The organism is Microbacterium saperdae (assembly GCF_006716345.1).
GTDB classification, from domain to species: domain Bacteria; phylum Actinomycetota; class Actinomycetes; order Actinomycetales; family Microbacteriaceae; genus Microbacterium; species Microbacterium saperdae.
Genome location: NZ_VFOX01000002.1, coordinates 1145675 through 1170407 on the forward strand (window position 1 = coordinate 1145675; position 24733 = coordinate 1170407).

Consider the following 24733-nt stretch of genomic DNA (forward strand, 5'->3'; position numbering starts at 1 on the left):
GGATGACCTTTCACAGTTTTCGTTCTGGGGTGCCGTCGCTCTCGGGCACCTCAGTTGCCGTCCGTGGACGGCGAAGGAATCGATGGAGGGCGAACGCGGCGACGGCGATGACCGCCCCGCCTCCGCCGATGAGCAGCGCGCGAGGCACGCCGCCCGGTTCCTGAGTGGTCTGATCCCCGGGGTCCTCTGCATCAGCGGCGGTCTCTCCGCCGCCTGCTCCCTGCATCGCCATCGGCTCCGCATCTCCGATCGTGAACGGGACGATGCCCGAGATCGGATGCCCGTCTTCCGAGACGACCTGCCACCGCACCTGGTAGCCGGCAGCCGGCATACCCGGATCGACGTCGACGGTCACGGTGTTGCCCGTGACCGCGACATCATCGCCGGCCCAGTCGCGCCCGTCCTCATCGATCACGATGACCACGGCACCCGTGGTCGAGTCGCCGAGCGTCAGCAGCTCGCCGGAGAACGTCAGGACGATGCTCTCGGGGGCGGCGGCCAGCCGCTCGTCGACTTGCGGGGTGCTGTGGACCAGGGCGTCGTGGGCGGATGCCGGCAGAGCCGTCGCGAGAACCGCGACCGCTGCCACCGTCACCCCCACCGTCCAGCGGCGGACAGGAGACATGATGAAGGACCTCTCGACTGGCGTCGTCGAGCGACGCCGCACGTGCGTTCGGAGCGCGCGCTCGGAGGAGACTCCGGGCGGGCGCGGATCACCACCGGCACGGACAGCCGGGGCGTGGATCAGACCGCGAGGTGCGAGGGCGGGGCGCGTCCGCGAAGGGTCGCGAGAAGAGGGGTGCTGCGCAGCGCATCGATCCTCGCGCCGAGGGCGGTGCGCGTCGCACGATGAGGGACGGGTGCGGCCAGGACGGCATCGATGCGTCGCTGCACCCACCGGATGCTCTGCTGTGCGAGGTCGCGCAGACCGAGCAGCAGGCGCTCGCCGCGGTACAGGGCGACGATCGTGACCAGGGCGGCGAAGGCGTGGCCGACCCACATGGTGGCGTCGAGGGCGACGACGGTCTCGGCGCTGCCGGCGATCGCGGGAAGGACGACGGGAGATCCGTGCACGTGCGGCGCGACGACGCCCGCGGAGGACACCGTCCCCAGCACGAAGAGCATGTGGAAGAGGAACTGGCTGATCGCGACCGAGAACGTGAGCCTCAGTGCGGAGAGCCGACGTCCGGCGAGCAGCACGCACACCATGAACGAGAGGACCCAGGGAACCGCGATGCCCAGAGGCCCCGGCATCGCGCCGCCGGCGGAGACGTGGCCGGCGAGCGCGGCGAAGATCGCCACGGACGACGCCGCGAACCCGCGCAGGACCGCGGGTCTCCTGGACTGATGCACGATCCCCATTCTGTCAGGCGGATGTCTACTCGATAGACTCCACGCATGCGGATCCGCCCGATCGATCTCGTCGATGTCCTGGTGTATCTCGTGGTCCTCGGAGCCTTCAGCCAGCTCTTCCCCGCCGTGATCTCCGAGACGTTCCTGCTGGCTCTCCTCACCGCGATCCTCTTGAAGATCGTGCTCGAGATCGTCGTGTGGGTGAAGTCGAAGGCGCTTGCGCGCGTCCGCTCCGAGGGGGCCGTCGCCTCCCGGGTGATCGGCGTCGTCGTCCTTGTCCTGGTGCTCCCGGGGAGCAAGTTCCTCGTGCTGGAGCTCGTCGACCTCGTCTTCGGCGATGCCGTGCAGCTCGGGGGCTTCTTCCTCGTCACCCTGCTGATCATCGTCCTCATGCTGTCGCGCGGCGCCGTACGTCGACTGCTCGCCCGCTCAGAACCCGCCCCCTCGATCCCGGAGTCCTCATGACCGCTGCGGCAACGCCCTCCGTCCTCTTCGTCTGCGTGCACAACGCGGGTCGCTCGCAGATGGCGGCCGGCTTCCTGCGCGAGATCGCGGGCGATCGCATCGAGGTGCGCTCGGCAGGCTCGATGCCCGCCGATCAGATCAACCCTGTCGCCGTCGCGGCGATGCAGGAGGTGGGGATCGACATCACCACCGAGCAGCCCAAGATCCTGACGACCGAAGCCGTGCAGGCGTCGGACGTGGTCATCACGATGGGGTGCGGCGACGCCTGCCCGTTCTTCCCCGGCAAGCGCTACGAGGACTGGGCGCTCGACGATCCGGCCGGCCAGGGGATCGACGCCGTGCGACCGATCCGCGATGACATCCGTGCGCGCATCGAAGTGCTGGTCTCGGAGCTCATCGCACCCTGACCGCGCTCAGTGCGCGTGGTGGTCGTGCGCGTGGTGGTCGTGCTCGTCTTCGAGGAGCATGCCCACCGACGTGGCGCAGGCGTCGCCCCTCCAGGCCTCCAGGCCCTCGCGCACGGCGAAGGCCGCGATGACGAGACCGGCCACGGCATCCGCCCACCACCATCCGAACAGGGTGTTCGCGACGAGCCCGATGAGGACGGCGGCCGACAGGTAGGTGCAGATCAGTGTCTGCTTCGAGTCGGCGACCGCGGTCGCGGACCCGATCTCCCGGCCGGCCCGACGTTCCGCGAGAGAAAGGAAGGGCATCACGGCCACGCTGATCGCCGTCAGCACGATGCCCACGGCGCTGTGCTCCGGACGCTGGGCTGTCACGAGGGACAGCACCGAGGTCGCGGTGACGTAGATCGCGAGGGCGAAGAACGCCACCGCGATCACGCGCAGCGTGGGCTTCTCCCAACGTTCCGGATCACGGCGGGTGAACTGCCAGGCGACGGCGGCGGCCGAGAGCACCTCGATCGTGGAGTCGAGTCCGAAACCGATCAGAGCGGCAGACGACGCGACCGAGCCGGCAGTGATCGCGATGACCGCTTCGATCAGGTTGTACCCGATCGTGATCGCCACGATCAGACGGATGCGCCGGTGCAGGGTCTCGCGCCGTGCCGAGGAGACAGTGGTCGACATCAGCAGGTGCACCCGTCGCCCGAGCAGCAGTCGGGTTCGACGATCAGCACCACGCGCATCAGCTCGTTCAGGGCAGGTGCGAGGTGCTCATCGGCCAGCTGGTACCGGCTGCGGCGGCCGTCCGGCACGCTCTCGACCAGGCCGCATCCGCGCAGGCAGGCCAGGTGGTTCGACATCACCTGACGAGAGACCCCCAGGGAGTCCGCGAGGTCGGCCGGGTACGAGGCGTTCTCCCGCAGTGCGAGCAGGATGCCGGCGCGGGTGGGGTCGGAGAGCGCGTGTCCGAGGCGGGCGACGGCGGCGGTGTGCGTCAGAGAAGCGGGTGCGGTGATCACGGTATCGAGAGTACAGATAATCCTGAATTCAGGCAATTGTGAATGAAGGTCGTGACAGTTGTCACCACGACCGATGACGGCAGGACACTTCTGGGCGGATGTCGTCGGTGATGTGCTGAGAGGACACTGCCGGTCCGGTGCCCCCGGACCCCGATCGATCGGAACCCATGCGGAAGTTCGCGAAGTCCCTGCTCATCACCATCGGCGTCATCGTCGCCATCCCCGTGCTCGCTGTCGCGACCACGGCGATCGTGAACGTCATCGCCACGCAGGTGGAGTCCACCCAGATCACCGCTTACGGGGAGGGGGTGGAGGTCGACGGCAGGACCATGAACGTCGTGGTCGAAGGCGACGGCGAGGAGACGATCGTGCTGCTGCCCGGCCTCGGCACGGCGTCGCCCGGACTCGACTTCCAGCCGCTGACGGACGAGCTGGCGAAGGACCACCGCGTGGTCGTCGTGGAGCCCTTCGGCACCGGACTCAGCGACGCCACCGACAGCCCGCGCACGGCCGAGAACATCACGGAGGAGATCCATGAGGCGCTCCAGCAGCTCCGCGTCACGAAGTACACGCTGATGGCGCACTCCATCGGCGGCATCTATGCGCTGACCTACAGCGCCGCGTACCCCGACGAGCTCACGGCCTTCGTGGGCATCGACAACAGCGTGCCGGATCAGGCGGGCGCCGACGAGCCGATTCCGACAGACGCCATGGTGGTGCTGCGCAACCTCGGCATCACCCGACTGCTCGCCGTGATCGCGGGCGACCCCTACGACGGACTGCCCTACGACGACGAGTCCCGGCGGCAGATGGCGATGCTGAGCGCGAAGAACGCGGGAGCCCCCACCATGATCGACGAGGTCGAACACACCCCGGGCAACTTCGCCGCGGTGAGCGGGGCGGTCTTCCCGGCCGACCTGCCGGTGCTGGAGTTCGTCAGCGCGAACGACACCGCGGAGTGGATCGAGATCCACGAGAAGCAGGCGGCGAGCGTGGAGCACGGCGAGGTCGTGGTCCTCGACGGACCGCACTACCTGCACCACGAGCTGTCGCCGGAGATCGCCCAGCGGACCACCGCGTTCCTCTCGGCGCTGTCTGACTGACCCCTGCAGCGGTTGCCGACCTCGTCGTGGACGGGTCGGCAACCGCTTTCGTGTACCCGCTCCCTCACGGAACCGCCCGCGGATCGTCATCCTCCGTGATCCATCGCCGGGATGCCGCCCGGACCATCGCCGGGACCGCCGCCGGAGACGCCGCACGGTACGGGAGGACGACAACGAAGGATGCCGGGCGCAGCACGCCTCGCGCCCCGACAACGCAGAACACCCCCGCCGACCCGACGGGGGTGTTCTGCGTGTGGTCCGGTCAGCTGACGGCGTAGACCGCGCTGCCGACGATCACGGCGACGATCGTGGTCCAGCCGACGATCGCGACAGCCTGCCAGAGGAGGATGCGCGCCTTGCCGATCCCCGCAGCCGCGAGCATCGTCGCGGTGAAGTGGGTGGGGAGGAGGAGCGGGCCGAGAAGGCTCACCCCGGGAACGCCGTAGCGCTCGAACGCACGCTGGAACTTCTCCGTGCGGGCGGCGCTGCGGCCCGCCTCGGGGGAGGGCGTCTCGTCGACGAGCGGCGCTCCACCACCGGCGATCACGGACTCGCGGCTGCGCGCCCGGTTGACGATCGCCTGGCGGGCTCCGGAGCTCGCGAGCACGAGGATCGCGACGCAGACGAAGTTTCCGATCATGGCGGCGATGGCGGCGATCACGGGAGGGATGCCGCCGATGATGCCGATACCCGCGGCACCTTCGCCCTCGATGAACGGGATGGCGCCGGCGAGAGCGACGATGAGCGGCTGCACGAGATCCGGGACCTGGGCGACCAGGTTCTGGAAGGTTTCGATGAGGTTCATGGTGATGCTCCTGGATGTCGGTGCAACGGTCTCCCCGTCGCGATGATCCCAGTCCATCGCGATGGTGCGTCGAGCGGCAGTGCCGAGCTGTCACCTCTTTCCGGGTGGATCGCACGTGCAATCCGTGACAACTGTCACGCCCGTATCGTGGGTGGGGTGAGCAGCCCTGACGCGCCCCTCGACCCCGCCGCTCCGACGCCGGGGGCCCGACAGCTGTCCCGTGGCGTCACCGCGACCTGGTGGTACACGGCGACGGCGGTCATCGCCTTCGAGCTGGCGCTGATCGGGCTGTGGACCGGCGTCGCGGTGGCCGTCGATCTGCGGGCGTTCGTCGGCATCGTCGTGGGCGGCGGCGGGCTGCTCTGGATCGCCTCCACGATTCCGCTGCTCGTCGACTATCGGCATCGGCTCGACGCGGAACCGGGTGTGCGCTGGGCGCGCCTGATCGTGCCGCTGCTGGTCGCCCTGGCATATGGGATCGCGGCGGGAGTCGTCGCCGGGAGCTGGCAGCTGATGCTGATGCCGATCGCCCAGTCGCTCGTGCTGTTGAACTGGCCGCGTGGCGTGCGCTACCGGGTGGTCATCGCCATGACCGTGGCCCTGGCCTGCGTCGCCGTGGTCGATTCGAACTTCGACGTCTCGGACGAGATCCCGCTGCTGTTCCCGGTGGTCTACACGGTGCTGTTGCCGATCATGACCGTGAGCTCGCTGTGGTGGTGGGACGTGCTGATCACGCTCGACAGGGCGCGGGCTTCGGAGGCGCGCCTCGCCGCGACCCAGGAGCGGCTGCGTGTCGCGACCGACGTGCACGACCTCCAGGGCCATCATCTGCAGGTGGTGGCGCTGCAGCTGGAACTCGCGGAAAGACTGATGCCGCAGGATGTCGATGCCGGAATGGAGCAGCTCCGTGCCGCGCGCGCGAGCGTCGACGACGCCCGACAGGGCACGCGAGACCTCGCGCTGCGTTTCCGCTCTGTTCCTCTGGGCGATGAGATCGCGAACGCGCGCGACCTGCTCCGCGCCGCCGGACTCGATGTCGAGGCGATCATCCCCGCGGATGCCGACGAAGCTCCCGCCGCGGCCCTGGGCCCGGTGATCCGGGAGACCACCACGAACGTGCTCCGTCACGGTGGCGGCCACCGCGCACGGCTCGTGCTCGCGCGGACGGGAGACGCGTGGCGGTACACGATCTCGAATGATGCGATCGGCGCTGCGCCGCAGGATGCCGCAGGCTCCGGACTCGACGGCATCCGACGCCGTATCGATGAAGCGCACGGCGCGCTCGAGGTGCGACGCGACGCCGAGGAGTTCACGGTCACGGTGAGGGTTCCTGCGCACACGGAGGAGACGCGATGATCCGGGTGCTGCTCGCCGACGACGAGGCCATGATCCGCTCAGCGCTCGCCGCGTTGCTGCGCCTCGAAGACGACATCGAGGTCATCGCGGAGTGCGAGGACGGGGAGCAGGCGGTCGCGGAGGCGCTCCGGCTGCATCCCGATGTCTGTCTGCTCGACCTGGAGATGCCCGGGCTCGACGGGGTGCAGGTCTCCGAACGTCTGCACAGGTCGATCGCGACGCGCTGCATCGTCGTGACCCGTCATGCCCGACCGGGCGTGCTGCGTCGGGCGCTGGCATCCGGCGTCGCGGGGTTCCTGCCCAAGTCCCGCGGCGCCGATGAGGTGGCAGCCGTCATCCGCCGCGTCGCCGCCGGCGCGCGCTACGTCGATCCCGAGGTCGCCGCCGATGCCCTGAGCGACGAGCGTTCACCGCTGACGGATCGCGAACTCGACGTGCTGCGCGCCGGACGACGCGGGGAGACCACGGGTCAGATCGCCCGCGCACTCGCCCTGGCGCCGGGCACCGTGCGCAACCACATCTCGGCGATCCTCGGCAAGCTCTCGGTCGGCACGCGCCAGCAGGCGGTGCTGATCGCCGAGGAGCGCGGCTGGATCTGATCGATGGTGCGGCGGCGGTGTCGCCGCACCGGGGTAGCCTCATCGCATGAGCGCGTTCGGATCACTGTCGACCCCGGTGGGTGTGGTCGGCGTCGTGAGCGACGGCTCCGCGATCACGCGGGTCACCTGGCGATCCGATGCCCCCGAGGGCGTCGCCCCGGCGCCGGATGCGCTGGTCGAGGAGGCACTCGCCCAACTGCGCGCGTACTTCGATGGGCGGTTGCGCACCTTCGACGTGCCGATCGACCTCGGTGACCAGACCGTCGCCACCCGCGCGGTGCTGATGGCGCTGTACGAGACGGTCGGCCACGGCGAGACCATCACCTACGGCGGTCTGGCGGCGCGCAGCGGCACGACGGTGCCGGCGCGGGGGATCGGTTCGATCATGGGCGCGAACCCGGTGCCGCTGATCGTGCCGTGCCATCGCGTGGTCGCCGGCGACGGGCTGGGTGGATACTCCGGAGGCGACCCCGGCGAAGGACTCGTGACCAAGCGGTGGCTGCTCGAGCACGAGGGCGCGCTGCCGACGTCTCTGTTCTGAGCGCGGCGGCATCCGTCATCCCGTCATCGGGCGTCGGCCCGGCCTGAGAGAATGGACACGCCGAGTCCCGAGCCGAGGAGCCAACGTGCAGTTCATCTCCACCCGCGGCGGTATGCAGCCGCAGCCGTTCAGCGAGACGCTGTTGGAGGGCCTCGCGCCCGATGGGGGGCTCGCCGTTCCCGAGGTGATGCCGACCGTCAGCCCCGAGACGCTCGAGCGCTGGCGGGCGCTGACCTACCCGCAGCTCGCGACCGAAGTGCTCGGACTCTTCGCGACCGACATCCCCCGCGAAGACCTCGCGCGCATGACGGATGCGGCCTACGCCGCGTTCCCCGAGAGTGTCGTCCCGCTGCGCGCGATCGGCGACGGTCTCACACTCGTCGGACTGTCCGAGGGGCCGACCCTGGCGTTCAAGGACATGGCGATGCAGTTCCTCGGTCAGGTGATCGAGTACGCGCTGGAGCGCAAGGGGTCGGTGCTCAACATCCTCGGCGCCACCTCCGGTGACACCGGTTCGGCGGCCGAGCACGCGCTGCGCGGCAAGGAGCGCATCTCGGTCTTCATGCTCTCGCCGCAGGGGCGCATGAGCGCGTTCCAGCGGGCGCAGATGTTCTCGCTCGACGACGCCAACGTGCACAACATCGCGGTCGAGGGCGTCTTCGACGACTGCCAGAACCTGGTCAAGCACCTGGCCGGCGACCTCGAGTTCAAGCGGTCGCAGAACCTGGGCGCGGTGAACTCCATCAACCTCGCCCGCATCACGGCGCAGACCGTCTACTACTTCTGGGCCTGGCTGCGGGCGACGGATGCGCATGGCGCGACCGAGGTGTCCTTCACGGTGCCGTCCGGCAACTTCGGGAACATCCTCTCCGGCTTCTTCGCGAAGCAGATGGGCCTGCCGATCCGTCGTCTCGTGCTCGCCGCGAACGAGAACAACGTGCTCGACGAGTTCTTCCGCACGGGCGTCTACCGTCCGCGCAGCGCTGCGCAGACCCTCGCCACCTCCAGTCCCTCGATGGACATCTCGAAGGCCTCGAACCTCGAGCGCTTCATCTTCGAGCTCGTCGAGCGTGACCCCGAGCGCGTCGTCGGAGCCTGGCGGGAGCTCGACGAGCAGGGCTTCTTCGACTTCAGCGACCAGCAGCCCCGTTTCGCCGAGGAGTTCGGCATCGTCAGCGGCACCAGCACGCACGCTGACCGCCTCGCGACCATCCGCTCGGTGCACGAGTCCTCGGGCGAGATCATCGACCCGCATACGGCCGACGGCGTGAAGGTCGCGCGCGAGCATGTCGAGGACGGCGTGCCGATGCTCGTGCTCGAGACCGCGAAGCCCGAGAAGTTCGCCGAGACGATCCTCGAGGCGATCGGCATCGAGCTCGACTACTCGCCGGAGCTTCAGCAGATGCTCGATGCGCCCCAGCACGTGACCGAGATGGCTGACGACGAGCACGCGCTGCGCTCGTTCATCGCCGCCCACGCGTTGCGCTGAATCCGACGCCTCGCACTCGCGACGAGACCCCGTTCTGCTGACATCAGCGGACCGGGGTCTCGTCCGTTCTGCGCGCTCGCGTCAGTCGCGGGTCACTCGGGGTCGCCGTGCAGCATCCACGGGATGCCGAAGCGATCCACCAGCATGCCGAAGGTCCCGCCCCACGGCGGAACGTCGAGCGGCATCGTGATGGTGCCGCCGTCGGCGAGCCCGTCCCAGACCTCCTGGGTCCTGGCCTGCGTGTTGCCGCTCAGCGACACCGAGAACCCCTGAGGGATCTCATAGGGCATGCCGTCGGGAGAGTCCGAGCCCATCAGCACGAGGCCGTCCGGGGTGGTGAGCTGTGCGTGCATCACCAGGTCCTTCTGGCTCGGATCCTGGACCATGTCGGGGAAGTCGCCGAACACGGAGATGTCCAGTTCCCCGCCGAGCACGCGCTGATAGAACTCCATCGCCTGGCGTGCTTCTGTGCGGAAGGAGAGATACGGATTGAGGTTGGCCATGAGAACTCCCGGGATGAGTGGCGGGTCGTGTCCGACCCGATTCACGCCCAGTCTGCGACGGCCGTCGCCCCTCCACAAGACCGATCGCGCGAAGTCCCCTAGGTCGACCGGGGGAGCGCTCTGACTGCGGCGGTGAGCACCTGCGGGACCGTCGGCACGCCCTCGGCGCGGAACACCTGGGCCCCGCTGCCGTCGCGGATGATCACGGTCGGGGTGAAACGGATGTCGAGCGCCTCGGCGGCGTCAGGATCGTGTGCGACATCGATCTCGGTGACGGTCGCGTCCGGCAGGAAGCGCACGGCCTCAGCCAGCACTGCACGCGTGCGCGAGCACGCCCCGCAGAACGCGGAGGTGACCAGCGTCAGTTCCATCGAAGCCTCCTCGGGTCGCGTGTCTTCCCTCGGATGCAACAGAGGAGCAGTCGGTGGTGTTCCCCGCCTCAGAATGCCGTGCGCTTGACGAGACCTCGGTTCGTGCGGATGTGCTCGTAGTCCCATTGGATGTCGCGCCCGGCGGCCAGCCAGGCGGCGAGAGCTTCGGTGTCGATCTCGGAGACGTCGTCGTAGCGCACCTCTGCGGCCTGGAAGGTGCCGGACGCGGTGAGGCCGGGGAGTCCGAACGACTGGGCGCTCCAGAACATCAGGCGCACGGCGTCCTTCAGCCGGTGGTAGCCCACGATCGGATTGCCGTCGAGGAACCAGACCGGGTGCGCATGCCAGACCTTGCTCGCCGCCTCGGGGAGCGCCAGTTCGATCTGGGTGGCGAGCACCGCACAGATCTCCTGATCCGAGGGGGAGAGCTTGCGGTGGTAGTCGTCGATCTCGGCGGGACGCGTCATGAACCGAGTATGTCGCTCTGCCCCGCGGAACGCGAGGGTCAGTCGCGCACGGGACTCGCACGCGGATGCAGCAGCCCGGATGCCGCTCCGAGTGCCGCCCCGACGATGGTGTCGATGATCCGCTCGAGAGCCACGTCCAGTGAGCCGATGCTGCCGGTCGCAGCGCCGGTCAACAGCAGCACCAGCGGAGTGATGAACACGAGAGCGAGAGCGTAGTGGCGCACGACGACGAGCTCGATCGTGAACTGCAGCGCGCCGAGGAGCAGGGCCAGCCACAGCCCGTTCGGATGCAGGAGCGAGAGGAGCACGTACACCCCGGCGCCGACGACGGTTCCGAGCATGCGATGCAGTCCGCGCTGGAACGCTGCTCGCCGAGCGGCCGCGACACCGATCACCGCGATCGCCGAGCCGACGATCCAGTATGTGCGCTCCGGGTCGATCACGAGGCCGAGCAGTACCCCGAGCACCGCGACGATGGCGACACGCAGCAGCAGCAGGCGGGAGTCCGCGGTCAACGCAGGGCCGGGGAGGAGCACCCGCAGGGCGCGCGCATCCACCGCCCGCGTGCGGGGCAGCAACAGCGGTGTCATCGCCACCAGGTACGAGAAGACGCACCCTGCCGCCAGCGCGGCCACGTACACGACCGGCGATATCGATCCGGCGCCGACCACATGAGCGGACAGCCCGAACACGAGCACGAAGAACAGAGGGCCGGGAGGACCGAGCCGGAAGCCGAACGCGAGGGCCGCGCTGGCGATCGCGACCAGCACGACTCCGATGCTGACGAGCCAGTCGTTGCCGGACACGAGAACGCCGAGCGCGGCGCAGAGGATCAGGCCCAGGGCGACGAAGGGCAGGATGCGCGCCCTGTCGACCACCGCGGCGGAGCCGGCGAACAGCACGGTGAATGCGCCCGAGGCTGCGATGTACCCCAGGGGCGCCATGCCGAGGAGCGTCATCACCGCGATCGGTGCGGCGATGCCGAGAGCCGCCTGGGTCGCCAGCGGCCAGCGGGGGCCGCGGGAAGGCGCGAAGGCGAACAGACTCACCCTTCTATTGTGCGCCGCCGGAGACTTCTCCCCGCGCGCGGGTACCGATGAGAGCGTCTCGAGGAGCAGCAGCACCGGTAACCCCGATCGCTACGATGGCGAACGTGACCTCAGTGACCGTGCGCTCCGGCATCGACGAACGACTGTCCCGGATGATCCAGCTGCCCACCGTGTCTGCGGAGCTCGACGAGCGCGGCTCCGAGCCCTTCGAGAGCTTCGTGGCGCTGATCGCCGAGCTCTATCCCCTCACGCACGCGCAGCTGACGCTCGAGCGTCATACCGAGTTCGGGCTGCTGTTCCACTGGGTGGGGAAGACGACGGGCCCCGAGGGGCCGGTGGTCCTGATGGCGCACTACGACGTGGTTCCCGTCGACGAGAGCGATGCCTGGACGCATCCGCCGTTCGACGGTGTCATCGCCGACGGCGTCGTCTACGGACGTGGTGCGCTCGATGACAAGGGCCCGCTCATCGTCGTGCTCGAAGCGGTCGAGAATCTGCTCAGCGACGGCTTCGTCCCGGCGAGGGATGTGTACCTCTCGTTCGGCGGCAACGAGGAGACGTACGGACGCGCGGCGCAGGAGATCGCCGAGGTGTTCCGCGAACGCGGCATCGTCCCCTGGCTCGTGGTCGACGAGGGCGGCGCCGTGGTCGACGCGCCGCTGCCGTTCGTGCCAGGACGAGCCGCGATGATCGGCGTCGGCGAGAAGGGCGTCATGACCGTGAAGCTGTCGGCGCGCGGAGAGGGCGGCCACGCCTCCGCACCGCCGTCGCTCACGGCTGTCCGGCGCATCGCGCGCGCGGTGGACCGCCTCGGTCCCGCGACCTTCCGGCCGCGGGCGTCGAGGGCCATCCTGCGGATGCTGACACGGCTGTCGGAGCAGACGCCCGGTCCCGCCCGTCACCTGCTGCGTCTCCTCGGAGCCGCTCCGCTGATCACCGCGCGGCTGTTCGCCCTTCTCGGGGGAGAGCCGGCGGCACTCGTGCGCACCACGGTCGCCCCGACGATGCAGTCCGGAGGCACGGCGGCCAACGTGCTCCCCTCGCAGGCATCCGCCACCGTGAATCTGCGCATCGCGCTGGGGGAGACGACGCAGCAGACCGTGCTCCGCGTGCGACGTCGCATCCGGGACCCGCTCGTCACGGTGCAGGTGGTCGAGGCGAGTGAGCCCTCGCCGGAGTCGTCCACGGACAACGCGCAGTTCGCCCTGCTCGCCGAGGCGCTCGCGGAGTCGCATCCCGGGGTGCCGGCCGTGCCCTACGTCATGATGGCGGCCACCGACTCGCGTCATTTCCACCGGTTCTCGCCCGCGGTGTATCGGTTCGCGCCGCTGGAGATGTCGAACGCACAGCGCGCGTCGATCCATGGCGTCGACGAGAACGTGGAGGTCTCGGCCCTCGAGCGCGGGGAGCGGTTCCATCGTGCTCTCCTCGAACGGCTAGTGTGATCTCACCCGTCCTTCGGTGCGCTTCGCGGCCGAGAAAGAAGCAGGAGACGCGATGACGCGCAACCGGACATTGGGCACCCTCGCGGTCGTCGTGGGGTTCCTCGCCTTCGTCGAGTTCACGAGCGGTGTGCTGCAGGGCTACTACACGCCCATGCTCACCGACATCGCCCGCCACCTGGGCATCCACGATGCCGACGTCAACTGGCTCGAGGGTGCACAGCTCATGCTGTCGGCGCTGGTCGTCCCCGCCTTCGCGAAACTCGGCGACATGGTCGGGCACAAGCGGATGCTGCTGATCTCGACCGCGCTCACCGCGGCGGCAGCGCTCGTGCTGCCGTTCACCGACTCTTTCCCCGTGTTCCTCATCGCGTGGTCGCTCATGGGCTTCTACGTGGTGTGGCTGCCGCTGGAGATCGCCCTCATCTGGTCGCGATCGCGCCGGATGGAGGGTCGCGCGAGCATCACCGCCAAAGCCGCAGGGCTGCTGGTCGCCGCACTGGAGGGCGGTGCGATCATCGGTGCTCTCGTGGGTGGCGCCCTCATCGATGTGCTCCCGCTCACGATCGTGCTGATGGTTCCGGCCGTGCTCATCGTGGTGTGCTTCTTCGTGATCCTGTTCGGAGTCAAGGAATCGCCGGAGCCCACGGGCGGCATCTTCGACACCGTCGGACTGATCCTCATCTCACTGGCGCTGATCTGCTTCACCGGCGGACTCAGCCTGCTGCGCCTCGATGGCGGCCTGGTGAACCCGTGGTCGTGGGCGGTGGTCGTGTTCGGCGTCCTGCTGGTCATCCCCTTCGCGCTCTGGGAGCTGCGCCACGACGACCCGCTGATCGATGTGCGCATGTTCCGCTCGCCCGCACTGGGCCCGGTCTTCCTGACCGCCGGTCTGTTCGGGGTGAGCGTGCTCGGGGCCCAGGCGCCGTTGTCGACCTTCGCCCGCACCGACCCCTCGGTCTACGGTTACGGTCTCGGCACGACCGGCTTCGCGACGTCGCTGATCATCGGCGTGTACCTGATCGCGATGATCGTGGGTGCGCTGTCGTTCCCCTTCTTCGCGCGCCGGATCTCGCCGCGGATCACCCTGATGGGGGCGTCGGTGCTGGTGGGAGTCGGATTCCTGCTGTTCCTGCCCTTCCACGCCACCTATGCCCAGGTCATCACGAACATGGTCATCGTCGGTCTCGGCTCGGGTGCTCTCGTCGCCGCGCTTCCGGCGGCGGCGGCCTCGGCTGCTCCGGCCTCGCAGACCGGTGTCGCGACCGGCCTCACGAACTCGGTCAAGACGGTCGGCGGCGCGATCGCGTCGTGCGTCTTCGGCATCGCGTTGCTCCACGGCGTCTCCGCGACTGCCGGTGCCGCGGAGGGGACGGCAGGTTCCCTGGCCGGCTACTTCACGGTCTGGATCGTGTGCGGTGTCACCGCTCTCGCGGCGGCGGTGCTGCTCGTGTTCGTGCCCAAGACGGCGTTCACGGATCGTCGGGTCGACGCCGAGGTCGCACCGATCGTCTGAAGACGTGCGCGGCCGGCCTGGTCAGCGCGCGCGTAGATCCAGGAGACGGGAGATCTCGCCCCAGGCGAGGCTGCCGAGACGCCGATCAGCGTCGGGAGTGCCTCCCCGTGCCATCGCGGTGCCGCCCTCCGGAGCGGTCTCACCGGGGAGAAGCACGCGGTGTCCCGCCTCCGGCAGGGTGATCAGCATCGTGATCTTCCCCTGAGCGGCCCGTCGGGAGACGATCGCATCGGAGAACCGGATGCTCGGCCACACCCGATCATCGCCGCCTGCGACGAGCAGCACCTCACCCGAGATGTCTTCGACGGCGATAGCCGCTGCGGCCGCTGCATCCGGATCCCGCTCGAGACTGCGCGCGTAGAGACCGAGGTACTCCGGCGGGTCGTCCGTCGGGGTCCACTCGGGGTCGAATGCGACAGCCGGGAGGGGTGTGCCGTCGAGAGTCCAGTGCGACGACCAGTTCCCCGCCGAGAACCCCGACCACACGACCGACGGGGGGGAGAGGGCGATGGTCGCGTCGACCGGCTGCACGGCGGCTGTCACCAACGCGGCCTCGGCGCCGAAGGACGTCCCCATGATCGCGACGCGGTCGTGGTCACGACGCAGAACGTCGAGATGGTCGAAGAAGAGCTCGAGCGGGACGTCGTGAGGTGCGGGACGTTGACCGACCCCGCCGAACCAACGGATCGCGCGGACGCGTGCGCCGTGCGCCGCGAGAAGGTCGGCTCGATGGGTCTCGACCCGCCCGCTCGATCCGGCGAGCAGGAGGACGGCGGTTCCCGAAGGAATGATCGGGTACGCGTCGTGTACGTCGTCAACGTCGTGATGCACGGTCGTCCTCAGGTCGATGGCGGGGGAGCGTCACTCGCGATCCCGTCCGAAGTGTGGAGATGCCGGTGAGCATTCCGAACATCAGCGTGCTGAACGCTCCGATCATGGTCCAGATCTGCGCGTCGTTCATGAATCCCACTCCCTCATGCTGGCATCGATCCGAGGAGTCTGCCAGCGGCCGAAGTGGGGGACGGGCGGCCCCACGGCTCGCATCGCGGAGGTGGGCGGAGAACGTCTCCCCGCCCACCTCCGGAATCAGTCGCCCTTCACGTTGACCAGCTGGCGCAACGTGTGCCGGATGGTCACCAGGCTCGCGGCATCCGCCATCACCTGGTCGATCGGCTTGTAGGCCTGCGGGATCTCGTCGAGGAAGGCGTCCGTGTCACGGAACTCGATCCCCATCATCGCCTCCCGCAACTGATCGTGTGTGAACCTCTTCCGCGCGGCCGACCGGGAGTACTCCCGTCCCGCTCCGTGGGGCGAGGAGTTCAGCGACAGCGGGTCGCCGAGACCCTCCACGACGTACGAGGCAGTACCCATCGACCCCGGGATGAGCCCCGGTCGACCGGCGTCGGCCTGGATCGCCCCCTTGCGCGACACCCACACCTGCTTGCCGAAATGCTTCTCCGACTCGGTGAAGTTGTGGTGACAGTTGATGCGCTCCTGATCCTCCACCACGGTGCCGAGGAACTCCGATACCTGACGGATGACCCGGTCCATCATCTCCTCCCGGTTCAGCAGCGCGAAGTGCTGGGCCCACCGCAGCTCCCGGATGTACCGGGTGAACTCCGGGGTGCCCTCCACCAGGTAAGCCAGGTCGGGGTCGGGGAGGTCGATCCACCACTGCTTCGCCAGCTTCTGCGCGACACCGATGTGGTGGCCGGCGATCTTGTTGCCGACGCCGCGGGATCCCGAGTGCAGGAACAGCCACACCCGGTCGAGCTCGTCGACCGACACCTCGATGAAGTGGTTGCCGGAGCCGAGCGTTCCCAGCTGCAGGCGCCAGTTCCCCGCGTACTGGGCGGGGTCGAAGCCGTGCTTCTCGGCAAGCTGCTCGAGCTCGGCGATGCGCGGCTCGGCGGTGGCGACGACCTTGCGGTTGTACCGGCCGGCCGACAGCGGGATGGCGCGTTCGATCTGCTCGCGGAGCTCGGCGAGGTCGCGACCGTCCAGGTCGCTTCTCGTGAACTGCGTGCGGACGGCGATCATGCCGCAGCCGATGTCGACGCCGACGGCTGCGGGGATGATCGCGCCGAGCGTCGGGATGACCGAGCCGACCGTCGCCCCCTTGCCGAGGTGCGCGTCCGGCATCAGCGCCAGGTGCGGGTGGATGAACGGCATGCGGGCCGTGGTGTGCGCCTGATCGAGTGTCTTCTCGTCGATCAGCGACGCCCACGACAGCAGCCGTGCGGAGAGCCTCTCCATGATTCCTTTCCTTGGGTGATGTGTCAGCCACAGGTCGGGATGCTCATGAAAAAAGCCCCGGACCTGACGGTACGGGGCTGCGCGAAAGCGGATGCTGTCACACGGCACGTGCCGGAGGGTACGACTCGAAACGGTCATTGCGCTTCTGCTGAAGCGGCAATGCCGTTGCGATGGGAAGATTCCGCAGGGCGGTCATCTGTCGTCTCCTCGGCTGTGCGCTGTGCCGGTCGGCACAGCCATCCGAGACTAGGGGGCGACACGCCCGGGAGTCAAGCCGAATCGCGCGGCGGGTTGTACATGAACTCGATGCGGATACCGTCTTCATCCTCGACGAATGAGGCGTAGTACCGGTCGCTGTACCGGGGATACTCCTTCGGTTCGCGCACGGCGGTCCACCCGGCATCCAGCGCCACCGCATGCAGGCGATCGACCTCGTCGCGCGAGTTCATGGCCCACGCCAGATGCTGCCAGCCGACGCGACCGTGCCGGTGCGGGGCGGAGTCTTCGTCCCACATATAGAGGATCATCTCGGTCTCATCGCCGTTGTGCCAGGAGATGGAGTGGTCGTCCTCCCCACCGCTCTGATAACCGAGCGCCGTGAGGATCGGGTGGTACTGCGCGCGCCCGCGCTCGAGGTCGGCGACGGTGATGCCCAGATGATCGAGAAGAGCCATGCGGTCAGTCTCCCCGTCGTTGCGTGGGGGAGCGGGATTGCGCCCGCGCGTGCGGTGGATCGGGGTCAATGCGGGGCGTGGTACTCGGACTCGCCGCGCTTCCAGTAGCCCTTCACCACGGCCTTCGCCGGATCGATCGCCCAGCGCTCGAGCAGAGCGCGGCCGGGCTTGACGATCCCCTGCTCGGCAGCGATGAACACGAACGGATCCTCGCCCACCGCGTCTTCCGAGGTGAGGGAGTCGAGGAAACCGACGAGTGCGGAGCCGGCGGGGGCCTCGCCGCGATGCAGCCACTCGACCGCGATCGGGGCGTCGATGTCGATCTCCCGACCGGCAGTGACGGTCTCGATGACGATGCGGGCCGGGACGTCGGGCGCGATGAGGGCGGCGAAGCGACGGATCGCGGGGATCGCGGTCTCGTCGCCCACGAGGAGCCAGGAGCCGGGAGTGCCGGTGAGCACGGCAGAGCCTCGCGGCCCACCCACGCCGATCGAGGAGCCGAGGGGAGCGGATGCCGCCCACGGCGCTGCGACGCCCTGGTCGCCGTGCACCGCGAACTCCACGTCGAGCCAGTCGGCGCCCCAGGCCAGAGGGGTGTACTCCCGACTCGGAGCGGACCGCAGCTCCTCGATCGAGTCCACCGGTCCGGAGGGGAAGAACAGGCGCATGTGGTCGTCGGCGCCTGGTGAATCGAAGCCGGCGAGGTCATCGCCGCGGAGGCGCACGCGGACGAAATCCGGGGCGAGCCATTCGCGCGCGACCAGGGTGACGGTACGGAAGCGCAACTCCAGGCTGCGGCGCTCGATCGTGAAATCGGATTTCGTCTTGCTCATGGATTGAGGCTAACCTAATTTGTGTGAGGGTAGGCAAACCTAACTCTCCTCCTGCGTCCCTCGCGCGACGCACCGATCCCCGCAGAACAGGAGTCTCTCCATGTCCATGCCCAGAACTCTCCGCGCCACAGGCCTCGGCCTCGTCGGCCTTCTCGCCCTCTCCGGGTGCGCCACCGGTGGCACCGCGGAACCGGAGCAGACGGAAGCCGCCGCGGCATCCGTCACGATCGAGGACAACACCGGTGAGCACGAGATCGCGACGCCGCCCGCATCCGTCGTCGCCCTCGACAACCGCACATTCCAGACGCTCTCCGACTGGGGTGTGGAGCTCTCGGCGGGCGCGGTCGCTCTGATGCCCGACACCGTGTCGTACGTGAAGGACGACGCGATCGTGGATGTCGGCCTGCACAGCGAGCCGGATCTGGAAGCCATCGTGGCCGTCGAGCCGGACCTGATCATCAGCGGTCAGCGCTTCACGCAGCACAACGCGGCGATCGCCGACCTCGTGCCCGACGCGACCATCATCGATCTCGAGCCGCGCGAAGGCGAGGCATTCGATGAGGAACTCACGCGACAGGTCACCGTGCTCGGCGAGATCTTCGGCAAGCAGGACGAGGCGAAGAAGCTGGTCGACGACTTCCACGCCGCCGTCGAGCGCGCGAAAGCCGCCTACGACGCCGCCGACACGGTGATGGCCGTGAACACCTCAGGCGGAGCGATCGGTTACCTGGCGCCGACCGTCGGACGATCGCTCGGGCCGGTCTACGACATCCTCGGGCTCACTCCCGCCCTCGAGGTCGCCGACGCGACCGACGACCACCAGGGGGATGACATCTCGGTCGAGGCGATCGCCGCGTCGAACCCCGACTGGATCCTGGTGCTCGACCGCGACGCCGTATTCGCGGATGAGACCCCCGACTACGTCCAGGCCGCGGAGATCATCGAGAACTCCGAGGCGCTCGCCGGAGTCACGGCCGTGAAGAACGAGCAGATCGTCTACATGCCCACGGACACGTACCTGAACGAGGGCATCCAGACCTACACGGCGTTCTTCGACGACCTCGCCGACGCGCTCGAGAAGAGCGCGGGCAACTGAGGATCCGCGGCGGCATCCGAGGACTCGGGTGCCGCCGCATCGTCATCATGACCTCCACTGCTCTCACCACGTCGCCGCGCTACGCAGGGCGACTGTTCGACGTGAAGCTGCTCATCGGCGTGCTCGTCGTCGCCGCGCTGCTGGTGCTCTCGCTTTTCACCGGGGTGTACGACATCGCGGGTGCCGACGACGGCGCCGAGATGTTCCAGATCACCCGCATCCCCCGCACGATCGCTCTCGTGCTGGCGGGGGCGGCGATGGCCATGGCCGGTCTCGTGATGCAGCTGCTCACGCAGAACCGCTTCGTCGAACCGACCACCACGGGCACGACCGAGTGGGCGGGGCTCGGACTGCTCGCCGTCATGGTGTTCGTGCCGCATCCGTCGATCCCGCTGCGGATGGCCGGTGCGGTCGTCGCCGCCTTCATCGGGACGATGGTGTTCTTCGCATTCCTGCGCCGGGTCTCCCTCCGGTCCTCGCTCATCGTCCCGATCGTCGGCATCATGCTCGGCTCGGTGGTCGGCGCGGTATCCACCTATTTCGCTCTCGCCACCGACTCGCTGCAGAGCCTCGGAGTCTGGTTCGCCGGGAGCTTCACCTCGGTGCTCCGAGGGCAGTACGAGATGCTCTGGATCGTCGCCCTGGTCGGCGTCGCGGTGTTCATCGTCGCCGACCGGCTGACGATCGCCGGACTCGGCGAGGAGATCGCGACCAACGTGGGGGTGAACTACAACCGCGTCATCCTGCTGGGCACCATCCTCATCGCGGTCGCCACGGGCGTCGTGACGGTCGTGGTCGGCAATCTGCCCTTCCTCGGGCTGATCGTCCCCAACATCGTCTCGATGGTGCGCGGCGACGACCTGCGCAGCAACCTGCCGTGGGTGTGCCTGCTCGGCATCGCGATCGTCACGGTCTGCGACATCATCGGCCGCACGATCATCATGCCGTTCGAGGTGCCGGTGTCGCTGATCCTCGGGATCGTGGGCGCCGTCGTGTTCATCCTGCTCCTGCTGAGGCAGCGTCGTCGTGGCTAGCCTCATGACGACGACCTCGCGATCGGCCGGCGCGTTCACGACGCCCGGGGCGCGGCGGCGCTATGTGATCGTGCTGGGGGTCCTGATCGTCGCCGCTGCGGTGTTCGGATTCGGCGTGCTCGCGTGGGACAACCCGATGCCGGTCGGATCCGACGGCTTCTGGCGCATCGCGAAGCATCGCGCCACGAACGTCACCGTCATGGCCGTGGTGGCCGTGGCCCAGGCGGTGGCGACGGTCGCGTTCCAGACCGTCACGAACAACCGGATCATCACCCCCTCGATCATGGGCTTCGAGTCGTTGTACCGCGTGGTGCAGACCTCCACCGTGTACGTGTTCGGAGTCGCAGGCCTCGTCGCGATCCAGGGCATCTGGCAGTTCGGACTGCAGGTCGTGATCATGGTCGGTCTCGCCATGGCGCTCTACGGCTGGCTGTTGTCCGGGCGATACGGGAACCTCCAGATCATGCTCCTGATCGGCATCATCATCGGGGGCGGGCTCGGCGCCATCTCCACGTTCATGCAGCGCCTGCTCACGCCCAGCGAGTTCGACGTGCTCGCTGCACGGCTCTTCGGCAACGTGTCGAACGCCGATGCCTCCTACCTGCCGTTGGCGATACCGCTGTGCATCGGTGCCTCCGCGCTGCTGTGGATGCGAGCCCGACGCCTGAACCTGATGGCGCTCGGCTCCGACACCGCTCGCTCACTCGGCCTGGACCACCGCAGGGAGCTGTTCATCGTGCTGTTCCTGGTCGCGGTGCTCATGGCGACCTCGACCGCGCTGGTGGGGCCGATGACGTTCCTGGGCTTCCTGGTGGCGACGTTGGCGTACCAGTTCTCCGACACGCACGACCACCGCCTGATCTTCCCGGTGGCCGTGCTCACGGCGTTCACGATTCTCTCCGGCGCGTACTTCGTGATGAAGAACGTCTTCTACGCGCAGGGGATGGTGTCGCTCCTGATCGAACTCGTGGGCGGCACCGTCTTCCTCATCGTCATCCTCAGAAAGGGCCGTCTGTGATCACTCTCCAGGGCGTCCGCAAGAACTACAGCAGCGAGGTCGCCATCGGCCCCGTCGACCTGCAGATCCCTGCCGGCGGCATCACGGCGCTGATCGGGCCGAATGGCGCCGGCAAGTCGACGCTCCTGACCATGATCGGGCGGCTCAACGGGATGGACGCGGGCGCCATCGAGATCGCCGGCTACGACGTCGCCTCCACGCGGTCGAAGGACCTCGCGAAGATCGTGTCGGTGCTCCGACAGGAGAACCACTTCGTCACGCGCCTCACGGTGCGCCAGCTCGTGGGCTTCGGTCGATTCCCGCATTCGAAGGGGCGGCTCACGAGGACGGACGAGGAGATCGTCAGCCGTGCGATCGACTTCCTCGATCTGGCGCCGCTCGAAGGGCGCTATCTCGACGAGCTCTCGGGCGGTCAGCGGCAGCGCGCCTACGTGGCGATGGTGCTCGCGCAGGACACCGCATTCGTGCTGTTGGACGAACCGCTCAACAACCTCGACATGAAGCATGCGGTGCAGATGATGAAGCACCTGCGTCGCGCGGCGGAGGAACTGGGGCGCACGATCGTCATCGTGCTGCACGACATCAACTTCGCCGGGCACTACGCGGATCACATCTGCGCCATGAAGGACGGCGCGGTCGTGGAGTTCGGCGTGCCGTCCGAGATCATGACGGACGAGGTGCTCAGCCGCGTCTTCGACACCGCGGTGCAGGTCGTCGACGGGCCATCCGGTCCTCTCGCCGTGTACTACTGAGCCTCGCGCAGCGCGCTCAGAGCTCGATGCCGTGATCCTCGTCGTTGACGCCGGCGTTGTGGCCGCGACGAGACTCGTAGCCCAAGAACCAGCCCAGCCAGACGATCGCAGCCAGCAGCACCCCGAGCCACACGTTCTGGAAGATCAGTCCGACCACGACGCCGATGACGAGCAGGCCGATCGTGACGAGCAGGCGGAGACCGAGGCGCCGGGGTGCGTTCATGCCCCCAGCCTAGGGGGCTGGCGCTCAGCGCTCGCGGTGGTCCTCTGGCGCCAGTCGAGGGCCGCGGCGCGGCTCATGCACCCCGCTGGCGAAGATGAGCCGGATCACGCGCTGGCGATGCCCGGTCCACGGGGCGAGCAGCTCGACCATGCCGTCGTCGTCGGTGCGCTTCCCGGTCAGTGCGTGGCCGACCTCGTGCGCCAGGTGGTAGTCGCCCACGCTCACGGCATCGGGGTCGCCGAGCGCGCGGATGCGCGTCTCGGCCGAGGTCCAGACACCGATGCCGGGGAGGCTCGTGAGCACCCGGTCGCGATCCGCTCCGGTCGGCGCCGCGCGCACGGCGCGTTCGATGCTCTCGCCGCGCATGGCGGCACGCACGATCGTCTTCGATTGCGGCGGTTCGACGCCGGCGCGGTGCCACGCCCACGAGGGGATGCCGCGCCACACGGACGAGGGGGGGAGGGGCGTGCATGGGGCGCGGCGTGGGCCCCGGTGAGCGCTCGCCGAAACGCGACACGAGGGCACGCCACGCGCCGAACGCCTGCATGCCTGTGACCTTCTGCTCGATGATCGCGCAGGCGAGCGCATCGAAGATCTCGTCGGTGCGGGTCAGGCGCAGTCCGGGGTGCCGGCGGGCCGATTCCTCGATCAGGGGGTGCAAGGAGGCATCGAAGCCGTCGGCATCGTCGTCGGCACCGCACAGGCGGGGTACCCGGTCCAGGGCGTTCTCGGCTCCCGGCCCCCACGCGGTCGCGCGGATCTCATCGCCGACGGCGCGCAGGGCGAGTGTCGCCACACCGACAGGCGTGCGGATCGCACGCCAGATCACAGGGCCGTCGATGACGGTGGTCGGGTCGGTGCGCCCCCGGCGGAGCATGCCGACGGTGGCGAGGAGATCGACCGGGTGTGCCGGCCGATAGACGGTCTCCCTGCGCAGCTCCGGAATGGCGGCCTCGGCCGCTCCGGCATCCGCTGTCAGGGTCATGCGCCCACCCTACGTGGCGGGCCTGACACTCGGGTCAGAAGCGGTCGGGCGAAGGCGTGCCGTGGCCGTAGCGGATGACGACGTCGGCGTGCCGGTCGAAGCGGTAGCCGATGCCGCGCACCGTGCGGACGATGTCCTCGTAGCGGCCGAGCTTGGCACGCAGGCGACGCACGTGGACGTCGATCGTGCGCTCACCGGGGGTCTCGTCATCCTGCGCCTGCCACAGGGCGGAGACGAGCTCGCTGCGCTCGATCGTGCGGCCTTCGCGCAGCACGAGATACTGCAGCAGTTCGAACTCCTTGTACGTGAAAGCGGCGGACTCACCGTCGATCAGCACGCGCTTGCGGGAGATGTCGACGACGACGCCGCCCTCTTCGTCGGTGGTGTCCTCTTCGGCTGCGGCCTTGGTGCGGGCGATCGCGCCGGGCTCGTGCAGCGCGAGGCGGACGACGTCGAGGTCGCGACCGCCGGAGCCGTGCGGGGCGAGGGCGACGGTGGCATGCGTCTCGGCGCCGGGGGCGAGTTCGGCGAGCGTGCGGCGCAGCGCGTCGACGAGGAGGGGGAGGCTCACTCCGGCTTCGGCGGCCTTGATCTCGTCGAGACCGACGTAGAGGGCGAAGCCACGGGGGGAGCGGACGGCGGGGAGGTCGGCGGCGGCGGCGAGCGGCGCGGCGGAATCCTGTGCGGTGTGGACGGCGGTGACGGCGGGACGCTCAAGGAGTGCGATGTTCGACATGATGATGAAGTCCTCAGGACGTGAGCCGGTGTGGCTCTGATGCGTTGCATGAATGACCGGGCGAGCCGGGAAGCGAGCAAGGGTGGATGCTCGGAGACTCAGGCCTCGCAGATCGCGAAGAGTCGAGTCGGGCGGGGTGGCTGTTCGTTCAGCGACACATTCGGCAACACATGCCAACGCGACCGGGCATCATCATCCCGGCAGTCCTGTTCGCCTCCTGGGCGGACAAAGGGCTTGCGTTGGTGGTCATGGGGGGATTATGTCGGATCGTGTCGGCCCGTGTCAAAACGACGACACCCTCGCATGGCGGGCGTAACGTGGAAGGGATGACGACTTCGACGCTTGCCTCCGGCTTCCTCCTCACCGATGAGAAGGACGCATCGCGCTATACCCTCCACCGCGACGGCAACCTGGTCAGCGTCCTCGACTACCGCGACGACGGACGCACGGTGGCGCTCACCAGGGCCTTCACCGTCCCGACTTTCCGCGGCCATGGCTATGCCGGTGTCGTCGTCGAGGGAGCGGTGGCCGACATCATCACCCGGGGGGATCGCAAGGTCGACGCGGTGTGCTGGTACGTCGCCGACTGGTTCGATGCGCACCCTGAGCACGCGGGTCTCCTGCGCGTTCGCTGACCTCTCGGG

General features: G+C 68.6%; 30 protein-coding genes and 1 pseudogene. 14 read left to right on the forward strand and 17 right to left on the reverse strand.

Features of this window, described 5'->3' with window-relative positions; all coding sequences use genetic code 11:
* Nucleotides 1-10 precede the first annotated feature (10 nt).
* A complete protein-coding gene (locus tag FB560_RS20040; protein WP_141874457.1) occupies nt 11-625 on the reverse strand; it encodes a copper resistance CopC family protein in 615 nt (204 codons plus the stop codon).
* Nucleotides 626-744: 119 nt separating this feature from the next.
* Nucleotides 745-1353: a hypothetical protein gene (locus tag FB560_RS20045; RefSeq protein WP_141874458.1), complete on the reverse strand. Its 609-nt coding sequence runs from the start codon at nt 1351-1353 to the stop codon at nt 745-747.
* Between the two features lie 45 nt (nt 1354-1398).
* On the opposite strand from FB560_RS20045, the gene FB560_RS20050 reads away from it, so the two are divergent.
* Both FB560_RS20050 and FB560_RS20055 read left to right on the forward strand, forming a co-directional pair.
* Nucleotides 1399-1818 (forward strand): hypothetical protein, encoded by a 420-nt coding sequence (locus tag FB560_RS20050; protein ID WP_141874459.1) that lies wholly within the window; start codon nt 1399-1401, stop codon nt 1816-1818.
* Entirely contained in the window at nt 1815-2225 is a 411-nt protein-coding gene (locus tag FB560_RS20055; protein WP_141874460.1) for an arsenate reductase ArsC, read from the forward strand. Before FB560_RS20050 ends, FB560_RS20055 begins: the two co-directional genes overlap by 4 nt.
* A gap of 6 nt (nt 2226-2231) precedes the next feature.
* On the opposite strand, the gene FB560_RS20060 is transcribed toward FB560_RS20055, so the two are convergent.
* Entirely contained in the window at nt 2232-2906 is a 675-nt protein-coding gene (locus FB560_RS20060; protein ID WP_141874461.1) for a cation diffusion facilitator family transporter, read from the reverse strand.
* Nucleotides 2906-3241 carry an ArsR/SmtB family transcription factor gene (locus tag FB560_RS20065; RefSeq protein ID WP_141874462.1) on the reverse strand — a complete coding sequence of 112 codons (336 nt, stop codon included), beginning with the start codon at nt 3239-3241 and terminating at the stop codon, nt 2906-2908. The genes FB560_RS20060 and FB560_RS20065 overlap by 1 nt, the downstream gene beginning before the upstream one ends.
* Nucleotides 3242-3408: 167 nt before the next feature.
* Here FB560_RS20065 and FB560_RS20070 point away from each other — a divergent pair, with 167 nt between their 5' ends.
* Complete coding sequence (locus FB560_RS20070) at nt 3409-4344, forward strand: alpha/beta fold hydrolase (RefSeq protein ID WP_141874463.1); 936 nt, start codon at nt 3409-3411, stop codon at nt 4342-4344.
* Between the two features lie 262 nt (nt 4345-4606).
* On the opposite strand, the gene FB560_RS20075 is transcribed toward FB560_RS20070, so the two are convergent.
* Nucleotides 4607-5149: a small multidrug efflux protein gene (locus FB560_RS20075; protein WP_141874464.1), complete on the reverse strand. Its 543-nt coding sequence runs from the start codon at nt 5147-5149 to the stop codon at nt 4607-4609.
* A gap of 156 nt (nt 5150-5305) precedes the next feature.
* On the opposite strand from FB560_RS20075, the gene FB560_RS20080 reads away from it, so the two are divergent.
* The 4 genes from FB560_RS20080 to thrC all read left to right on the forward strand — a co-directional run bounded on the left by FB560_RS20080 (nt 5306) and on the right by thrC (nt 9134).
* Nucleotides 5306-6505, forward strand: a complete 1200-nt coding sequence (locus FB560_RS20080; protein ID WP_229673032.1) for a sensor histidine kinase — start codon at nt 5306-5308, stop codon at nt 6503-6505.
* Nucleotides 6502-7104: a response regulator transcription factor gene (locus FB560_RS20085; protein ID WP_141874466.1), complete on the forward strand. Its 603-nt coding sequence runs from the start codon at nt 6502-6504 to the stop codon at nt 7102-7104. The genes FB560_RS20080 and FB560_RS20085 overlap by 4 nt, the downstream gene beginning before the upstream one ends.
* A gap of 46 nt (nt 7105-7150) precedes the next feature.
* The gene (locus FB560_RS20090; protein ID WP_141874467.1) at nt 7151-7645 is read left to right on the forward strand and encodes a methylated-DNA--[protein]-cysteine S-methyltransferase; all 495 of its coding nucleotides are present in this window, start codon (nt 7151-7153) and stop codon (nt 7643-7645) included.
* An 85-nt stretch (nt 7646-7730) separates the two neighbouring features.
* Entirely contained in the window at nt 7731-9134 is a 1404-nt protein-coding gene (gene thrC, locus FB560_RS20095; RefSeq protein ID WP_141874468.1) for a threonine synthase, read from the forward strand.
* A gap of 92 nt (nt 9135-9226) precedes the next feature.
* Here the strand turns inward: thrC and FB560_RS20100 are convergent, their stop codons facing one another.
* The 4 genes from FB560_RS20100 to FB560_RS20115 all read right to left on the reverse strand — a co-directional run bounded on the left by FB560_RS20100 (nt 9227) and on the right by FB560_RS20115 (nt 11524).
* Nucleotides 9227-9637, reverse strand: a complete 411-nt coding sequence (locus tag FB560_RS20100) for a VOC family protein (protein WP_141874469.1) — start codon at nt 9635-9637, stop codon at nt 9227-9229.
* A gap of 98 nt (nt 9638-9735) precedes the next feature.
* Entirely contained in the window at nt 9736-10008 is a 273-nt protein-coding gene (locus tag FB560_RS20105) for a glutaredoxin family protein (RefSeq protein ID WP_141874470.1), read from the reverse strand.
* A 68-nt stretch (nt 10009-10076) separates the two neighbouring features.
* Nucleotides 10077-10475 carry a DUF1801 domain-containing protein gene (locus tag FB560_RS20110; RefSeq protein WP_141874471.1) on the reverse strand — a complete coding sequence of 133 codons (399 nt, stop codon included), beginning with the start codon at nt 10473-10475 and terminating at the stop codon, nt 10077-10079.
* A 38-nt stretch (nt 10476-10513) separates the two neighbouring features.
* Nucleotides 10514-11524: an FUSC family protein gene (locus FB560_RS20115; protein ID WP_141874472.1), complete on the reverse strand. Its 1011-nt coding sequence runs from the start codon at nt 11522-11524 to the stop codon at nt 10514-10516.
* 95 nt (nt 11525-11619) lie between these two features.
* On the opposite strand from FB560_RS20115, the gene FB560_RS20120 reads away from it, so the two are divergent.
* A complete protein-coding gene (locus tag FB560_RS20120) occupies nt 11620-12969 on the forward strand; it encodes a M20/M25/M40 family metallo-hydrolase (protein ID WP_141874473.1) in 1350 nt (449 codons plus the stop codon).
* A gap of 52 nt (nt 12970-13021) precedes the next feature.
* Entirely contained in the window at nt 13022-14482 is a 1461-nt protein-coding gene (locus FB560_RS20125) for an MFS transporter (protein ID WP_141874474.1), read from the forward strand.
* A gap of 21 nt (nt 14483-14503) precedes the next feature.
* Here FB560_RS20125 and FB560_RS20130 read toward each other — a convergent pair whose 3' ends face one another.
* The 5 genes from FB560_RS20130 to FB560_RS20145 form a co-directional block, all read right to left on the reverse strand.
* Nucleotides 14504-15313 (reverse strand): acyl-CoA thioester hydrolase/BAAT C-terminal domain-containing protein, encoded by an 810-nt coding sequence (locus FB560_RS20130; RefSeq protein ID WP_170198224.1) that lies wholly within the window; start codon nt 15311-15313, stop codon nt 14504-14506.
* Nucleotides 15297-15443, reverse strand: a complete 147-nt coding sequence (locus tag FB560_RS20770; RefSeq protein ID WP_170198166.1) for a hypothetical protein — start codon at nt 15441-15443, stop codon at nt 15297-15299. Before FB560_RS20770 ends, FB560_RS20130 begins: the two co-directional genes overlap by 17 nt.
* A 125-nt stretch (nt 15444-15568) precedes the next feature.
* On the reverse strand, nt 15569-16738 hold the full coding sequence (locus tag FB560_RS20135; protein WP_141874476.1) for an RtcB family protein: 1170 nt from the start codon (nt 16736-16738) through the stop codon (nt 15569-15571).
* Nucleotides 16739-17007: 269 nt separating this feature from the next.
* Complete coding sequence (locus FB560_RS20140) at nt 17008-17412, reverse strand: VOC family protein (RefSeq protein ID WP_141874477.1); 405 nt, start codon at nt 17410-17412, stop codon at nt 17008-17010.
* A 65-nt stretch (nt 17413-17477) separates the two neighbouring features.
* Nucleotides 17478-18245, reverse strand: coding sequence for a siderophore-interacting protein (locus FB560_RS20145; RefSeq protein ID WP_141874478.1), 768 nt, complete (start codon nt 18243-18245; stop codon nt 17478-17480).
* 100 nt (nt 18246-18345) lie between these two features.
* Between FB560_RS20145 and FB560_RS20150 the strand changes: the two genes are divergently transcribed.
* Genes FB560_RS20150 through FB560_RS20165 form a run of 4 tightly spaced genes read left to right on the forward strand, consistent with a single transcriptional unit; the run spans nt 18346 to nt 22145 of the window.
* Nucleotides 18346-19341, forward strand: coding sequence for a siderophore ABC transporter substrate-binding protein (locus tag FB560_RS20150; RefSeq protein WP_141874479.1), 996 nt, complete (start codon nt 18346-18348; stop codon nt 19339-19341).
* 47 nt (nt 19342-19388) lie between these two features.
* Nucleotides 19389-20375 (forward strand): ABC transporter permease, encoded by a 987-nt coding sequence (locus tag FB560_RS20155; RefSeq protein WP_141874480.1) that lies wholly within the window; start codon nt 19389-19391, stop codon nt 20373-20375.
* Between the two features lie 4 nt (nt 20376-20379).
* A complete protein-coding gene (locus tag FB560_RS20160; RefSeq protein ID WP_141874481.1) occupies nt 20380-21393 on the forward strand; it encodes an iron chelate uptake ABC transporter family permease subunit in 1014 nt (337 codons plus the stop codon).
* Complete coding sequence (locus FB560_RS20165) at nt 21390-22145, forward strand: iron ABC transporter ATP-binding protein (RefSeq protein WP_141874482.1); 756 nt, start codon at nt 21390-21392, stop codon at nt 22143-22145. Before FB560_RS20160 ends, FB560_RS20165 begins: the two co-directional genes overlap by 4 nt.
* Nucleotides 22146-22161: 16 nt before the next feature.
* On the opposite strand, the gene FB560_RS20170 is transcribed toward FB560_RS20165, so the two are convergent.
* The 3 genes and pseudogenes from FB560_RS20170 to FB560_RS20180 form a co-directional block, all read right to left on the reverse strand.
* Nucleotides 22162-22368 carry a hypothetical protein gene (locus FB560_RS20170; RefSeq protein WP_141874483.1) on the reverse strand — a complete coding sequence of 69 codons (207 nt, stop codon included), beginning with the start codon at nt 22366-22368 and terminating at the stop codon, nt 22162-22164.
* A 24-nt stretch (nt 22369-22392) separates the two neighbouring features.
* Nucleotides 22393-23353: pseudogene (locus tag FB560_RS21220) on the reverse strand (DNA-3-methyladenine glycosylase family protein).
* Between the two features lie 34 nt (nt 23354-23387).
* Nucleotides 23388-24089: a winged helix-turn-helix domain-containing protein gene (locus FB560_RS20180; protein ID WP_141874484.1), complete on the reverse strand. Its 702-nt coding sequence runs from the start codon at nt 24087-24089 to the stop codon at nt 23388-23390.
* Between the two features lie 326 nt (nt 24090-24415).
* Here FB560_RS20180 and FB560_RS20185 point away from each other — a divergent pair, with 326 nt between their 5' ends.
* Nucleotides 24416-24724, forward strand: coding sequence for a GNAT family N-acetyltransferase (locus tag FB560_RS20185; protein ID WP_141874485.1), 309 nt, complete (start codon nt 24416-24418; stop codon nt 24722-24724).
* Nucleotides 24725-24733 lie beyond the last annotated feature (9 nt).

Bases quoted from the DNA above. Each gene is read 5' to 3' on its own strand.
- FB560_RS20070 (WP_141874463.1), top strand. From the start codon at position 3,409: ATGCGGAAGTTCGCGAAGTCCCTGCTCATCACCATCGGCGTCATCGTC.
- FB560_RS20120 (WP_141874473.1), top strand. From the start codon at position 11,620: ATGGCGAACGTGACCTCAGTGACCGTGCGCTCCGGCATCGACGAACGA.
- FB560_RS20170 (WP_141874483.1), bottom strand. From the start codon at position 22,368: ATGAACGCACCCCGGCGCCTCGGTCTCCGCCTGCTCGTCACGATCGGC.
- FB560_RS20135 (WP_141874476.1), bottom strand. From the start codon at position 16,738: ATGGAGAGGCTCTCCGCACGGCTGCTGTCGTGGGCGTCGCTGATCGAC.
- FB560_RS20140 (WP_141874477.1), bottom strand. From the start codon at position 17,412: ATGGCTCTTCTCGATCATCTGGGCATCACCGTCGCCGACCTCGAGCGC.
- FB560_RS20180 (WP_141874484.1), bottom strand. From the start codon at position 24,089: ATGTCGAACATCGCACTCCTTGAGCGTCCCGCCGTCACCGCCGTCCAC.
- FB560_RS20155 (WP_141874480.1), top strand. From the start codon at position 19,389: ATGACCTCCACTGCTCTCACCACGTCGCCGCGCTACGCAGGGCGACTG.
- FB560_RS20770 (WP_170198166.1), bottom strand. From the start codon at position 15,443: ATGAACGACGCGCAGATCTGGACCATGATCGGAGCGTTCAGCACGCTG.
- FB560_RS20075 (WP_141874464.1), bottom strand. From the start codon at position 5,149: ATGAACCTCATCGAAACCTTCCAGAACCTGGTCGCCCAGGTCCCGGAT.
- FB560_RS20085 (WP_141874466.1), top strand. From the start codon at position 6,502: ATGATCCGGGTGCTGCTCGCCGACGACGAGGCCATGATCCGCTCAGCG.
- FB560_RS20100 (WP_141874469.1), bottom strand. From the start codon at position 9,637: ATGGCCAACCTCAATCCGTATCTCTCCTTCCGCACAGAAGCACGCCAG.
- FB560_RS20110 (WP_141874471.1), bottom strand. From the start codon at position 10,475: ATGACGCGTCCCGCCGAGATCGACGACTACCACCGCAAGCTCTCCCCC.
- FB560_RS20185 (WP_141874485.1), top strand. From the start codon at position 24,416: ATGACGACTTCGACGCTTGCCTCCGGCTTCCTCCTCACCGATGAGAAG.
- FB560_RS20160 (WP_141874481.1), top strand. From the start codon at position 20,380: ATGACGACGACCTCGCGATCGGCCGGCGCGTTCACGACGCCCGGGGCG.
- FB560_RS20055 (WP_141874460.1), top strand. From the start codon at position 1,815: ATGACCGCTGCGGCAACGCCCTCCGTCCTCTTCGTCTGCGTGCACAAC.
- FB560_RS20040 (WP_141874457.1), bottom strand. From the start codon at position 625: ATGTCTCCTGTCCGCCGCTGGACGGTGGGGGTGACGGTGGCAGCGGTC.
- FB560_RS20150 (WP_141874479.1), top strand. From the start codon at position 18,346: ATGTCCATGCCCAGAACTCTCCGCGCCACAGGCCTCGGCCTCGTCGGC.
- FB560_RS20050 (WP_141874459.1), top strand. From the start codon at position 1,399: ATGCGGATCCGCCCGATCGATCTCGTCGATGTCCTGGTGTATCTCGTG.
- FB560_RS20090 (WP_141874467.1), top strand. From the start codon at position 7,151: ATGAGCGCGTTCGGATCACTGTCGACCCCGGTGGGTGTGGTCGGCGTC.
- FB560_RS20145 (WP_141874478.1), bottom strand. From the start codon at position 18,245: ATGAGCAAGACGAAATCCGATTTCACGATCGAGCGCCGCAGCCTGGAG.
- FB560_RS20105 (WP_141874470.1), bottom strand. From the start codon at position 10,008: ATGGAACTGACGCTGGTCACCTCCGCGTTCTGCGGGGCGTGCTCGCGC.
- FB560_RS20060 (WP_141874461.1), bottom strand. From the start codon at position 2,906: ATGTCGACCACTGTCTCCTCGGCACGGCGCGAGACCCTGCACCGGCGC.
- FB560_RS20125 (WP_141874474.1), top strand. From the start codon at position 13,022: ATGACGCGCAACCGGACATTGGGCACCCTCGCGGTCGTCGTGGGGTTC.